Below are 12,432 nucleotides of genomic sequence, written 5' to 3'. Positions count from 1 at the left end.
TTACCTCTGTGCGAGATCCGATGAAAGAGCTGCATGGATGTGCGGGACCAGGGCCGTGAAGGCTCGGGCCCGATGGCTGATGGAGTTCTTGATCTCGGACGAGATCTGGGCCGCGGACAGTCCGGCGTCTTTTCCCTTCAGCTCGCTGGGAGCGAATATTGGGTCATAACCGAAGCCGTTCGTTCCGGTGACCCGATGCAGCAAACGACCGGGCATCTGCCCGTGCTCGACGGCTTGGAATCCGTCGGGTCCGGCCACGCTGGCGGCGCAGTGGAAATGAGCACCACGGTGCTCATCCGGGATGTCGCTCAGCTGGGCCAGGAGGAGTTCGACATTCGCGGCATCATCCCCGTGAGTTCCCGACCATCTGGCCGAGAAGATTCCGGGTGCGCCGTTCAGAACATCGACGCACAATCCCGAGTCGTCCGCGACGGCCACCAGTCCGGTGGCCTCGGCGACGGCGTGGGCCTTCAGAAGCGAGTTCTCGGAAAAGGTTGTCCCGGTCTCAGCAACATCCGGTGCCTCGACGGCGCTCGCATCAACGACTTGCGTGTCCACGTCGAGCCCGTCGATGCGGTCCCGAAGGATCTCCCGGAGCTCAACCAATTTGCCCGTGTTGTGGCTCGCCAAGACGACGAGCGGGGTGCCCTGCTCGGTCGAGGTCATACTGTTTCTTCCAAAGTCTTCTGCTGGATCGCTGCCAATTCGGACGTGCCTGTCAGCGCCAAATCGAGCAGGAGGTTGAGCTCGTCCCGGTCGAAGGGCGTGCCTTCGGCAGTTCCTTGGACCTCCACGAAGGAACCAGAGCCGGTCACGACCACGTTCATATCGGTCTCCGCCCGGACGTCCTCGACATAAGGAAGATCGAGCATCGGGGTGCCATCAATGATTCCCACGGAGACAGCGGATACCGAATCCGTCAAGGGAGACTTCCGCCGGTTGATGATGCCTTCGCGCTGGGCCCAAGCAATTGCTTCGGCGAGCGCAACGTAGGCGCCCGTGATGGCCGCGGTGCGAGTGCCGCCGTCGGCTTGCAGGACATCGCAGTCCAGGACCACGGTGTTTTCGCCGAGGGCCTTGGTGTCAATGACCGCGCGCAGTGAACGGCCGATCAGTCGCGAGATTTCATGCGTCCGACCGCCGATTTTGCCTTTGACGGATTCGCGCGCCGAACGCGTATTCGTTGCGCGGGGCAGCATTGCGTATTCCGCGGTGACCCATCCTTTGCCTTCACCCTTGAGCCAGCGCGGTACGCCCTCGGTCAAGGAAGCTGTGCACAGTACCCTGGTATTTCCGAACTCGATGAGCGCCGAACCTTCGGCATTCTGAGACCACCCTCGCGTGATGGATATGGGCCTCAGTTCGTCGACGGCTCGCCCGTCTGCTCTCGTAGCGGCTTTGTTCGGGGAAGTCTGAGAAGTCATGCCTTCACCATACCGCCGGAGGCGCTGAATAGCTCACGATGACTCAAGCCCTCAACGACCGTTTCCCTGCTTATGACGGACCCACCGTGTAGTCGGACAGTGGCGTTACGATCTCCGCCGCTCCGTGGAAGAACTCACGGGCCTCCGCCAGAACGATTTCCTTGTCGTTCCACACGGGAAGATGCGTTAGCAGAAGCCGACGGGCATTGGCCTCTCGCGCAGTTTGACCGGCTCTAGCACCGGTGAGATGGATGCCGCGCAGGTTGTCGTCGCGCCCCTCCATATAAGCGGCCTCGCAGAGAAATAGATCCGCGTCCAGCGCCGCACGAGTGAGTCCCTCGCACGCATCGGAGTCCCCCGAATAGGCCAGGACGACGTCGCCCTGGGGACCGTGCTCGGTCACACGCAGGGCAAAAGGATCCTGAATGGGGTGGACAACGCGGAAAGGCTCGACGGTCAAGGGACCGATGTCCACCGGTTGGTTCTCGGCCCATTCGTTGAACCGGAACTGATCCTTGAGACCCGGCTCCGGCGGCATACTGTGCGTGCGTGCGAGATATTCGTCGGTTCCCTGAGGGCACCACACATCGATGGGACCGGTTGACCACCCACGCGGATCCCAGCGCGCGGCAATATAGAGCCCGGCGAGGTCAACGCAATGATCCGGATGAAGGTGGCTCACGAGCACGGCATCGATCGTGCTGAGCTCGATGTGGCGCTGGATCTCTCCGAGGGCACCGCTTCCCATGTCCAGGAGCACTCTCCAGGTCTTCCCCGAGGAGTCCACCGAAGACACCAGGTAACAGGACGCAGGGGATTCCGGACCGGCGAATGATCCGGTGCAACCGATGATTTTCAGTTCCATGATGTTCCTCTTGATCCTTCGGGGATCTCGTAGTTAGCGGGAATCGCTCCGCGGGAGCTCTGCTGGGGGTGTGGAATCCTCGGGTCCGCTCGGGGCCACATTCACTCGAGCATGGTTCTGATGCTCGGGCGAGACGACGGCGAGCGAAGCCGTGGGATAGGACTCGGCGATACTCGTCGAATGTCGGACCCCGGTCACCGCGGGCCCCAGGAACCGTTGAGCTATGTATTGGAAGGCCTCGGGGTCTCCCGTGGACACGAATTCGTGCTCCGGAGGGGTCGCTTCCGTGCGGAGAAGGTCTTGATTGGTCAATGCCCGGAACAGGTCCTTGGCGGTCTCCTCCGAGGAGGTCACCAAGGTCACTCCATGGCCGAGCACATAGGAGATGACGCCAGTGAGAAGAGGATAATGAGTGCATCCCAAAACGACGGTGTCCACGCCCGCGTCCTGGAGCGGAACGAGATGACGCTCAACCGTTTCCAACAGTTCCGGTCCGGTCGTGATGCCTCGCTCGACGAACTCCACGAATTCAGGACACGCTTCGGACCAGATTTGAAGGTGAGGCGCGGCGGCGAAGGTGTCTTCGTAGGCTCGGGAGGAGATCGTCGCCGCGGTACCCAAAACACCGATTTTTCCGTTACGCGTGGCCGCCACGGCCCGCCGAACGGCCGGCTGAATCACCTCGACGACCGGGATTCCGTACTTCCGCGTGTAGCGTTCCCGGGCGTCCCGCAGTACCGCGGCGGAGGCCGTGTTACAGGCGATGACGAGGGCTTTGACCCCTGAATCGACGAGATCGTCCATGACCCTCAGAGCGTTGGCCCGGACTCGGGCAATCGACAGGGGGCCGTACGGTCCGTTGGCGGTATCGCCCACGTAAATGATTTTCTCGTGAGGCAGCTGGTCCATGATGGCTCTGGCGACCGTGAGCCCCCCGACCCCCGAATCGAAGACCCCAATGGGCGCGCCAGGGGTAGGAGACGCAGGTGCGGTACTCCCCCACGCGGTGAGGTTCGAAGGTTCAACGGAAGGATGTTGGCTGTTCATGTTGCTTTCGAGGGTAGCGGTAAGTGACCTGATCAAGTGCATCGACGAGGCTTCCCGCCGAACAATGCGTCGAACTTCACCCTGGTCAGACCGCAGAGGATCCGCAGGCCAACGCGCGGAATCAGAGTACTTCGGACGTCAGTCGAGGTCTGAGAGCATGGCCTCGACCAAGGAGTCCTGCAACCACGAGACGAACTGGTAGACCAGCGACATATAGGACTCCACATCGTGCGCCTGCGACCAGTCACTGTACGAAGCAACCCGTTGTGCATCGTCCTCCGAGTCGATACCGAGGCGGGTCGCCAAGACGAGCCGGACATCGTTGAGGGCCGAGGCGAAAGCCATGGAGTGTTCGCGGTCCAGATGCAATTTGGGTGATTCGCAATCCATGGCCGCCATGCGGAGGTTGCCGATTTTCGCTTCGCGCACAGACCGTTCCGTCAGCCGGCGGAATTCAGCGGCCTCTTCGTCATCGTCGCTGGCCTGCGGCAGGAGGCGGGCCAGCGCGGGGTCCTCCGGCACGTCCACATCACCTGAAATGCCTACCATTTTCGCGAGAGGGTCCTCGTCGTCGGGCGTCTCGGGTTCGAGAGTAGTAATGACGTCCTGGAACAGCTTGATGAGCAGTTCGCGCTCCGGCCCTTCGAGGCCGCCGCTGATACCTTTGCGCCCGTTTCGGAATTCTTTGGCCATCGTCTTATCCGCCGTCCTTGTCGAATGTCGCCCACAGACCGTAGCCGTGCATTGCGCTGGTGTGCCTTTCTGCTTCTTCCCGGCCACCGGTGAAGACGACTGCTTTGCCGTCTTGGTGAACGGCCATCATGAGCGAACGGGCTTTGGACTCCGAATAGTGGAAGTGCGCCCGGAAAACGTAGGTCACATAGCTCATGAGGTTGACCGGGTCATTCCAGACGATCACTCGCCACGGGGTGTCTTCCGTGGGTCGTTCAAGAAGCCCCACGTCGCTGGACGGGGCTGATTCTGGGGACGTTTCCGCGGCAGATTCACTGGCCACGGGCAGATTCTGTGCAGACTGGCTGACCATAATGGACAATCTTAGACGTTTCGGGTCGCCCGCGTCTGCCACATTTGTTCCGATGTTGTGCCTGGGTAGGCTTGAGGGGTGAGACCAGACTCCCCCGCGCTCCTGACGGACCATTACGAACTGACGATGTTGCAAGCCGCAATTCGTGCCGGTATGCACGAAAGACGTTGCGTCTTCGAAACCTTCACGCGCCGTTTGCCGGCTGGCCGGCGGTACGGAGTCCTCGCGGGAACGGGACGTTTCCTCGAGGCGCTCGAGAAATTCACCTTCGACGACGAACAATTGGCCTTTCTCGAGGAACAACGGGTCGTCGACGGACCGACCCTCGAGTACCTCGCCGGTTTCCGTTTCTCCGGTTCCATCCGTGGATACAGGGAGGGCGAGGCGTTCTTCCCGCATTCGCCAGTCCTCCAGGTCGAAGCGCCTTTTGCCGAAGCATGTGTGTTGGAGACGCTGCTCCTGTCCATCCTGAACTTTGACTCCGCCGTGGCGTCGGCTGCTTCCCGTATGACCGGAGCTGCAGGAGACAGGCCATGCCTCGAAATGGGCTCTCGCCGTGCGCATGAGGAAGCGGCGGTCTCGGCCGCCCGCGCGGCGGCAATCGCTGGGTTCGTCGGAACCTCCAATCTGGAGGCCGGACGTCGTTACGGAATCAACACCATCGGGACCTCGGCCCACGCGTTCACGCTCTTGTTCGACGACGAGGTATCGGCCTTCCGCGCCCAATTGGATTCCTTGGGACTGGACACGACGCTCTTGGTGGATACCTACGATGTCGAACAGGCCGTGCGGACGGCCGTCGATTTGGCGGGCACCGAACTCGGTGCGGTCCGTTTGGACTCCGGTGACCTGGTGGCGCAGGCCTTCGCCGTCAGGGATCTTCTCGATACGCTGGGCAATCGGGACACCAAGATCACAGTGACCTCCGACCTGGACGAATACGCGATCGCCGGTCTCGCCGCGGCGCCAGTGGACTCATACGGCGTAGGAACACGCCTGGTCACTGGATCGGGGGCACCGACGTCGTCGATGGTCTACAAAATGGTCGCGCGCCAGGACGCCAATGGTGACTTGGTGTCCGTAGCAAAACGATCACAGGGTAAGGGCTCGATCGGCGGTGCGAAGCACGCGGGCCGTCGTCGTGATCGCAAGGGTACGGCAACGGCCGAAGCCATCGCCCTGGATCCTGCCCTACTCGAAGCCGACGATTTCCGCCCGCTGATGCACACGCTCGTTGCCGACGGCGAAGTGTTGCCGGGTGCCACGGGCCCAGATGGTGTCCGCGCGGCGGCCGAACGCCACAGGCAATCGACCCAAGAGTTGCCCCGCGCAATTCGCAGGCTCTCGGAAGGCGAACCAGCGCTTCCCACGGAGTTCCTCGACCACTAATCTTGACCCCCAGAATATGGCGGCGCCAGGACGGCTGTGCGTCTGCCCCCCCCTCTTCCGCGGAAGGACCAGTATGACAAGAGCACTCATCATCGTCGATGTCCAAAACGATTTCTGCACCGGCGGGCCGCTCGAAACCGGGCGTGGTTCCGAAGTCGCCTCTCTGATCTCCGGATATCTGCAGACCCACCACGCCGCATACGACGTCGTGGTTACGACTCAGGATTGGCATATCGATCCGGGCGCCCATTTCAGTGACAAGCCCGACTTCAAGAATTCCTGGCCGGTACATTGCATCGCGGACACGGCAGGTTCCGCGCTGCATCCGGACCTTGAGACGGACTACGTCGAGGCCTATTTCCGCAAAGGTGAGTATGAAGCCGCCTATTCCGGATTCGAGGGACTTTTGGCCCCTGAGGAATCCGTGATGACCGGCGAGCATGAACCCGGCCAGATGCCGGAGGACACGCTCAAAGTCTCGCTCGACGACTGGCTCCAGGAACAAGACGTGACCGACGTGGACATCGTCGGCATCGCGACCGATTACTGTGTGCGGGCCACTGCCCTGGACGCCGTGGACGCGGGGTACGAGACGAGGGTCCTGGTCGACTTGACCGCCCCTGTTGCCGAGGATTCCGCGGAGGCAGCGATTGAGGAGCTCGAAGACGCCGGCGTCGACGTGATCGATTCTTCTAGCGTCGGCCGATGAACCAGTTCTGCAATTTGTCGATACGAGCCTGGATCTGCTCCGCGGTCGCCTGAGCGACGGGAGGGCCTCCGCATTCGCGCCGTAACGCATTGTGGACCGAACCGTGAGGTTCGCCTGTGCGGGCGGCCCAGGCCGAGACGTTTTTCGCCAACTTCTGACGCAGGTCTTTGAGCTGTCGGTGATCCGGCACCGACGATTGAGCGGGCCGTGGAGCGCTTCCTGTGGACTGCTGATGACGTTGCTTCAGAAGGGTTCCAACCTGATCAGCATCCAAGAGACCAGGTATCCCGAGGAAGTCCTGGTCGTCCGAGCCTACTTCATAGCCGTGATAGTCCTCGCCGTCGTAGAGAACCCCGTGGAACGACGCCTGTGATCCGATGGCCTCGAACTTTCCGGAGGCCAAACGGGAACTCGCCTTCTCCTCCTGATTTGCCTCGTCGATCAGGTGGTCGTCCAGACCTTCGTCGGCGGCGATGATTTGTTCTTCGTCCGGAGTATCCTTCAGATCCAGCGCGTGGTCCCTTTCCGCCTCCATCTCTTGGGCCAGGTACATCAGGACCGGGACCGAAGGCAGGAAGACGGACGCGGTCTCGCCACGTTTACGGGCACGCACAAAACGTCCGATCGCCTGCGCAAAAAAGAGGGGGGTCGAGGTCGACGTCGCGTACACGCCCACGGCCAGACGAGGCACGTCCACTCCCTCTGAGACCATGCGCACGGCGACCATCCATCGATCCTCGGACTCCGAGAATCGATCGATCTGGTCCGAGGCGGTCTTGTCGTCCGAGAGCACCACAGTCGGTCTGGAACCAGTGATCTTTTCGAGTCTCGCGGCATATGCGCGTGCGTCTTCGTGATTGGACGCTATGACCAGGCCCCCGGCATCGGGAACGGTTCGACGGACTTCGGTCAATCGGCTGTCCGCTGCCGCCAGAACTGAAGGAATCCATTCGCCTCGGGGATCCAGCGCAGTGCGCCAGGCCTGAGCGGTGATGTCCTTGGTGAAGCCTTCGCCCAGATCGGCCGCCATTTCCTCGCCCGAACTGGTCCGCCAATGCATCTTGCCGGAATAGGCCATGAAGATCACCGGCCTGACCACGTGGTCCGCCAAGGCCGGCCCATAGCCGTAAGAATAATCCGATTGCGAGCGCAGCAGCCCTTCCTGGTCTCGTTCGTACGTGACGAACGGGATCTGGGAGGAATCCGAACGGAACGGGGTACCGGTCAGCGCGAGCCGACGGTGCGCAGGGTCGAAGGCTTCTTTCAGTCCGTCGCCCCAGGACAAGGAGTCGCCTGCGTGGTGGATTTCGTCCAGGATGACCAAGGTCCGCGCGTTCTCGGTACGCGCCCTGTGGAGGAGCGGCTTGTTAGCCACCTGGGCATATGTCAACGCAACACCCAAATAGCCTTGGGCGTGGTGCCCGTCGGAGTTCTTGAAGTTGGGGTCGATCGCGATACCGACTCGGGCGGCGGCATCGGCCCACTGGGACTTCAGATGGTCGGTGGGGGCGACGACGGTGATGCGCGAGATCGTCCCTCGGTCGAGAAGTTGTTTTGCCACGCGCAGCGCAAAAGTGGTCTTGCCCGCACCGGGGGTCGCGACGGTCATGAAATCGCGCGGCTCGGTATCGAAGTATTTTTCCAGCGCCTCGGCCTGCCACGCACGCAGTTTCGGTGCCGTGCCCCAGGCGGCGCGATCAGGATAGGCCGGGGGAAGGTCGGCGGCTGCACCACCGAACAATGAAGGCTGGGAGAGGTCTTCGGGCACTGGTGTCTGCTCACTCCTGAAGATGATCGAGGATCTCTGGCCGTGATGTTCGCACCACGGCAAAGACGCCGCGCACTGCGACGGCGTCTTGCTCTTGTTGCCGCTCCGCGCGGCGGGTGGAAGGGTCAGCCAGGGGCTGCCACTGCTCTGGCTCTATTCGTCGTTGTTCTTGTCGTCGTCCTTGCCTCCGCGCATGGATTCATAGATCTCTTTGCATTCCGGGCACACGGGGAATTTCTCGGGGTCGCGTCCGGGTGTCCAGACTTTACCGCACAAGGCGATGACCGGGTCGCCCGAAAGGGCTGACTCCATGATCTTTTCTTTGCGTACGTAATGGGCAAAGCGCTCGTGATCTCCGGGCTCGGCGAGCTCCCGGGTTTCTTCACGCTCGATGGTTGCGGTCCCGCCACCTGGGGTGGTGCCGTAACCGGTGTCATCGAGCGGTTCGGACGAGGCGAATACGTCAAGGGGTCGGTCAAACATCATGGGGATATTCTACGCCTGTACCCCAGACGTTCTGAATCGATGAGCTCCTTCATCACGTCCGGGGCACTTTAGCGTCAACCACGCTGGACTACTGGAAACGCGTCAGGTCCTGGTACAGCTCGGGAGCGCGACGCTCATACCAGCCTCCACCGATTCTGACGCCCAACCAGAGCACCAAGGAACCGTAGATCGGTCCGACGAGAAGGATGATCCAGTCAAAGACTGCGTTTCCGGTAACCATCGAGAGGATCAGGAGGATCCACACAGGCAGCGCCATCACCACGATCAGGAGGCTACCGACCATTTGGACCAGGGCGTTGGCAAGGCCCGCATTGTTCTTCCGAGACTTCCAGGGGCTCTCCCCCGGCGCTGCGACCGGGAGTGCATACCGTACCGACACGCATGCCCCCACGCCGAGACCGGCCAGAAGCAGACACAGCCCCAAACCGAGGTTGGCCGGAATCCCTCCCGGATTGCCTTGGAGCAGCATCGCGATGACCGAGACCAGGACCACGACCGGCACGAAGATGACGGACATTCCGATGGAACGGCCCCACCGATCTTGGGCTCCGGTGATCGGTGACGTGAGGTGGAGAGCAAATGCGGTGTTGTCATACGACACCGAATAGGTGCTTTGCCATGCCAGCATCCAGCCGACCAAAGGGGCGACGATAGTCAACGAGGCGCCGCCGTTGGACATCCCCGTGAACCAGAAGACCACCAGAAAGCCGGGTGCCACCAGCAGGTTCAGATTGAGGCGCGGATCCTTGAGGTAATACGTGGCCGTTTTCGCGGCGATCCCACCTACCTGTGTCGCAGGGAACCGCGAGAAGAGCCCCAGCCATTTACCGGATTTGGTTCTGCCGCCGGATGCCCCCGATGCATTGCCCACATGGCTGGTTTGGTAGGCGATGACCTTCTGCCAAAGCAACAATGCCCCGGTGGTATAGAGAGCGGTGACCACTAATCGCAGGACCAGAACGAACCAGGCACGCTGGGCGACGTCGCCCGGAATCGCCCACGCCGCGCCGAATGGCGTCCATCCGACGACCGAGGCGACAGTGCTGATCCAGGTGGGCGAGAACAGTCCTTCGGTCAGCGTTCCGACCAAGGGTCCGGCGCACAGGAGTGCCAGGAAGAAGACGGCACCGATCCCTTCGGCCAGAAAACGTTTCTGGCGTATGGCCATCCCAAGCGCGCTCATAAGCCGTGAGCAGATCATGAGGAGCACGAAACCAATGACACCCGCGAGGATGGCCGCTGCCACCGGGAGCGGTGATGTCCAGCTAACCGCGGGGAAAAATGCCCCCACCAGCGTCATCATGCCGAAGATGCTGATGAATGAACCTAGGAGTTGCCCACCCAATATCTCCTGCGGTTTGAGCGGATAGGGCGCCAAGAGATCAGGGTCGAGCGTCGAGTCCTGGCCGGTGGCGACGACGGGCACGATGCACCACAGTAATGTCACCACGGCACCGAGAATCACCGCGCTACCTTGAGCGGTCGAGGCCTCGCCACCACGTTGGACCATGAAGATCGCGAAGACCATGAAGAGTCCGAACAGCCCGTAGATGCCGCCAATGACTGTTCCCGCGAGCGCCCAGCCACTTCGTTTCAGGGACGCTACGAAGTAGGCCCATTTGAGACTTAGGAGGTTCCCAACCATGAAATCCCCTCCGATTCGACGCGGCCGCCGACCAGCTCGACGAACTTGTCTTCCAGGCTCGAGCCTCCACGGACCTCCTCGACTGTGCCTGAGGCGAGAATATGGCCTTCGTCCATGATCGCCACGTGATCACACATGCGTTGGACGAGGTCCATGACGTGACTCGAGACAACGACTGTCCCGCCGTGGCGCACGAATCCGGCCAGGATGTCTCGAATATTCGACGCGGACACTGGGTCCACGGATTCGAATGGTTCGTCGAGCACCAGGACCTCGGGCGCGTGCACCATTGCCGAAGCGAGGGCGACCTTCTTGCGCATGCCAGCGGAATAGTCGGTCACCGTTTTGTTGGCGGCATCGGTCAGATCCATCGCGCGCAACAGGTCGTCCGTCCGTTCCAGGACGGTCTCCTTGTCAAGTCCGTGCAGGAGGCCTGCATAGGTGATGAGTTGGCGACCGGTCAGGCGGTCGAAGAGGTGAACGCCGTCCGGCAGAACACCCACGAGCTTCTTCGCGTCACGAGGCTTTTCCCAAACGTCCACCCCACGGATGGTGACGGCGCCCCCAGTGGGTCGCAGCAGGCCCGTCGCCATGGACAGCGTGGTCGTCTTGCCCGCACCGTTGCGGCCGACGAGCCCGTACATCGTGCCAGAAGGAATGTCCAGGTCGATTTCGTGGACGACCTCCCTGTTCCCGAACACTCGAGTCAGGTTCCTGATCGATATCGCTTGCCGGACGATGCCAGGCTGGGCCGGCGCGATATCGGAATCGGTATTGGTCGGGATCTGTCGGTCCTGGACTGAGGGAGCCTCTTCTCCGAAACGGGGAGGTTCGCCTGCTCCGGGAGAAGACCCTGGTTGAGGGCTTTCTGGGTAGTTCTCATCGCTTTTCATGGCTAAATCACATCACACTCCCATAACGGCGTCATCAACCCTGGGTCGGAATCCGTTCGAGAGATGCACCGAACCGGCAATGCCCGGAGGGCCACCAGCGCCTGGCTGATGGCCCTCCGGGCGTTGCGGAGAGAATCCGAAGCGGCCTTTGCCTAGAACAAGGCCCTCATGAGGGCCCCGCGAGCCTTGACCACGCGCTCGTCCTCGGCCCCGACCACCTCGAAGAGGTCAAGCAAACGCTCGCGCACGGTGTCCTTCGTCTGTGCATCGGAACGCTGGATCAGCCGAATCAAACGGTTGAAAGCATCTTCGACGTGACCGCCCGTGACGTCGAGGTCCGCAACAGTCAGTTGCGCTTCAATGTCCTCCGGGTTGGAGGCCGCGGCTTCCCGGGCCTGTGCCAAATCCTCGTTGTCGACGCGTGCGAGGAGCTCGACGCGCGCCAATCCGATTTTCGCGTCGTGATCCGCAGGCTTGTCGCGAAGCGCTTCCCGGTATGCATCGGCCGCGGTCGAGTAGTCCCCCTGCTCCATCGCGTCCTGGGCCTTCTGATGGAGTGGGGGAAGAGGAGCAGGCTCGGTGCTCTCAGGTGCGGCGGGCACCGGTTCAAAGGTGCCGGTGATCTGGGCCTGTTGAGCCAGTTGAAGAACTTGGCTCAAAAGCGCCTGAACCTGGTCGGCGGGAACGGGTGAATCGTACATCGGCGCCGGACGCCCGCCCAGCATGGCGACGACGGTCAGCGAACTCTGGGCTTGGAAAGCCTGGGCGATTTCGGGTGCCTGATCGATGTCGACCGCAGCCAGCAGGAGACGGCCACCGGCTTGGTTGATGAATTGTTCGAGCTGACGGACGGAATCCACGGCTTGCTGGTCTGCACCGCGAAAGAGGGCGAAGATGACCGGTCCCTGACCGGAGATTTGGGCTACTTCCTGGAACTGCTCCGTCGTGGTGACGTCTCGGCGGTAGGTCTGAGCCCCGCCCGCGGTGGGCTGTCCGGCCGCCCGCTGCGTATCCGCGCCGCTCATCTGCGAGAGATCCGGTGCGGAACGGACCGATGCCGGAATGTTTTCTTCGGGCTGCGGCTCTTGAGGTTCGGCGTTACCGAATGTTCCTGAGGTCATGGCGTCATTCCTTTCCCGC

At 61.8% G+C, this 12,432-nt stretch carries 13 protein-coding genes; 2 read left to right on the top strand and 11 right to left on the bottom strand.

Translation table 11 applies throughout. The features are described 5' to 3' along the window. From rdgB to clpS, 6 genes are all read right to left on the bottom strand, one after another. Nucleotides 1-666 (bottom strand): RdgB/HAM1 family non-canonical purine NTP pyrophosphatase, encoded by a 666-nt coding sequence (gene rdgB / locus sake_RS05245; protein ID WP_129359858.1) that lies wholly within the window; start codon nt 664-666, stop codon nt 1-3. Continuing rightward, entirely contained in the window at nt 663-1,424 is a 762-nt protein-coding gene (gene rph / locus sake_RS05240) for a ribonuclease PH (RefSeq protein ID WP_129359860.1), read from the bottom strand. The genes rdgB and rph overlap by 4 nt, the downstream gene beginning before the upstream one ends. 70 nt (nt 1,425-1,494) lie before the next feature. Beyond that, complete coding sequence (locus sake_RS05235) at nt 1,495-2,289, bottom strand: MBL fold metallo-hydrolase (protein ID WP_178945572.1); 795 nt, start codon at nt 2,287-2,289, stop codon at nt 1,495-1,497. 33 nt (nt 2,290-2,322) lie between these two features. Further along, nucleotides 2,323-3,336 carry a glutamate racemase gene (gene murI / locus sake_RS05230; RefSeq protein ID WP_129359864.1) on the bottom strand — a complete coding sequence of 338 codons (1,014 nt, stop codon included), beginning with the start codon at nt 3,334-3,336 and terminating at the stop codon, nt 2,323-2,325. Between the two features lie 138 nt (nt 3,337-3,474). Then, nucleotides 3,475-4,029 (bottom strand): DUF2017 domain-containing protein, encoded by a 555-nt coding sequence (locus tag sake_RS05225; protein ID WP_129359866.1) that lies wholly within the window; start codon nt 4,027-4,029, stop codon nt 3,475-3,477. Nucleotides 4,030-4,033: 4 nt separating this feature from the next. After that, a complete protein-coding gene (gene clpS / locus sake_RS05220; protein ID WP_129359868.1) occupies nt 4,034-4,381 on the bottom strand; it encodes an ATP-dependent Clp protease adapter ClpS in 348 nt (115 codons plus the stop codon). Between the two features lie 78 nt (nt 4,382-4,459). On the opposite strand from clpS, the gene sake_RS05215 reads away from it, so the two are divergent. Both sake_RS05215 and sake_RS05210 read left to right on the top strand, forming a co-directional pair. Next, nucleotides 4,460-5,770 carry a nicotinate phosphoribosyltransferase gene (locus sake_RS05215; RefSeq protein ID WP_255411252.1) on the top strand — a complete coding sequence of 437 codons (1,311 nt, stop codon included), beginning with the start codon at nt 4,460-4,462 and terminating at the stop codon, nt 5,768-5,770. Between the two features lie 73 nt (nt 5,771-5,843). Next, nucleotides 5,844-6,479, top strand: a complete 636-nt coding sequence (locus sake_RS05210) for an isochorismatase family protein (RefSeq protein ID WP_129359870.1) — start codon at nt 5,844-5,846, stop codon at nt 6,477-6,479. On the opposite strand, the gene sake_RS05205 is transcribed toward sake_RS05210, so the two are convergent. The 5 genes from sake_RS05205 to sake_RS05185 all read right to left on the bottom strand — a co-directional run bounded on the left by sake_RS05205 (nt 6,463) and on the right by sake_RS05185 (nt 12,413). Continuing rightward, nucleotides 6,463-8,247 carry a DEAD/DEAH box helicase gene (locus tag sake_RS05205; RefSeq protein ID WP_129359872.1) on the bottom strand — a complete coding sequence of 595 codons (1,785 nt, stop codon included), beginning with the start codon at nt 8,245-8,247 and terminating at the stop codon, nt 6,463-6,465. The two genes, sake_RS05210 and sake_RS05205, sit on opposite strands and share 17 nt — an antisense overlap. A 153-nt stretch (nt 8,248-8,400) precedes the next feature. Beyond that, on the bottom strand, nt 8,401-8,730 hold the full coding sequence (locus sake_RS05200) for a DUF3039 domain-containing protein (protein ID WP_371811976.1): 330 nt from the start codon (nt 8,728-8,730) through the stop codon (nt 8,401-8,403). 91 nt (nt 8,731-8,821) lie between these two features. Further along, nucleotides 8,822-10,399, bottom strand: a complete 1,578-nt coding sequence (locus tag sake_RS05195) for a hypothetical protein (RefSeq protein ID WP_178945571.1) — start codon at nt 10,397-10,399, stop codon at nt 8,822-8,824. Continuing rightward, a complete protein-coding gene (locus sake_RS05190; protein WP_129359878.1) occupies nt 10,381-11,292 on the bottom strand; it encodes an ABC transporter ATP-binding protein in 912 nt (303 codons plus the stop codon). Before sake_RS05190 ends, sake_RS05195 begins: the two co-directional genes overlap by 19 nt. A 152-nt stretch (nt 11,293-11,444) precedes the next feature. Next, nucleotides 11,445-12,413, bottom strand: a complete 969-nt coding sequence (locus sake_RS05185; protein ID WP_178945570.1) for a tetratricopeptide repeat protein — start codon at nt 12,411-12,413, stop codon at nt 11,445-11,447. Nucleotides 12,414-12,432 lie beyond the last annotated feature (19 nt).

The sequence above is a fragment of the Kocuria sp. TGY1127_2 genome (assembly GCF_013394385.1).
In the GTDB taxonomy this organism is placed as follows: Bacteria; Actinomycetota; Actinomycetes; order Actinomycetales; family Micrococcaceae; genus Rothia.
This window is presented reverse-complemented; position numbering and strand designations above follow the sequence as displayed.

What these genes read in the sequence shown, in the direction of transcription:
- rdgB (WP_129359858.1), bottom strand. Translation starts at nt 666, where the DNA reads ATGACCTCGACCGAGCAGGGCACCCCGCTCGTCGTCTTGGCGAGCCAC.
- rph (WP_129359860.1), bottom strand. Translation starts at nt 1,424, where the DNA reads ATGACTTCTCAGACTTCCCCGAACAAAGCCGCTACGAGAGCAGACGGG.
- sake_RS05235 (WP_178945572.1), bottom strand. Translation starts at nt 2,289, where the DNA reads ATGGAACTGAAAATCATCGGTTGCACCGGATCATTCGCCGGTCCGGAA.
- murI (WP_129359864.1), bottom strand. Translation starts at nt 3,336, where the DNA reads ATGAACAGCCAACATCCTTCCGTTGAACCTTCGAACCTCACCGCGTGG.
- sake_RS05225 (WP_129359866.1), bottom strand. Translation starts at nt 4,029, where the DNA reads ATGGCCAAAGAATTCCGAAACGGGCGCAAAGGTATCAGCGGCGGCCTC.
- clpS (WP_129359868.1), bottom strand. Translation starts at nt 4,381, where the DNA reads ATGGTCAGCCAGTCTGCACAGAATCTGCCCGTGGCCAGTGAATCTGCC.
- sake_RS05210 (WP_129359870.1), top strand. Translation starts at nt 5,844, where the DNA reads ATGACAAGAGCACTCATCATCGTCGATGTCCAAAACGATTTCTGCACC.
- sake_RS05200 (WP_371811976.1), bottom strand. Translation starts at nt 8,730, where the DNA reads ATGTTTGACCGACCCCTTGACGTATTCGCCTCGTCCGAACCGCTCGAT.
- sake_RS05195 (WP_178945571.1), bottom strand. Translation starts at nt 10,399, where the DNA reads ATGGTTGGGAACCTCCTAAGTCTCAAATGGGCCTACTTCGTAGCGTCC.
- sake_RS05190 (WP_129359878.1), bottom strand. Translation starts at nt 11,292, where the DNA reads ATGAAAAGCGATGAGAACTACCCAGAAAGCCCTCAACCAGGGTCTTCT.
- sake_RS05185 (WP_178945570.1), bottom strand. Translation starts at nt 12,413, where the DNA reads ATGACCTCAGGAACATTCGGTAACGCCGAACCTCAAGAGCCGCAGCCC.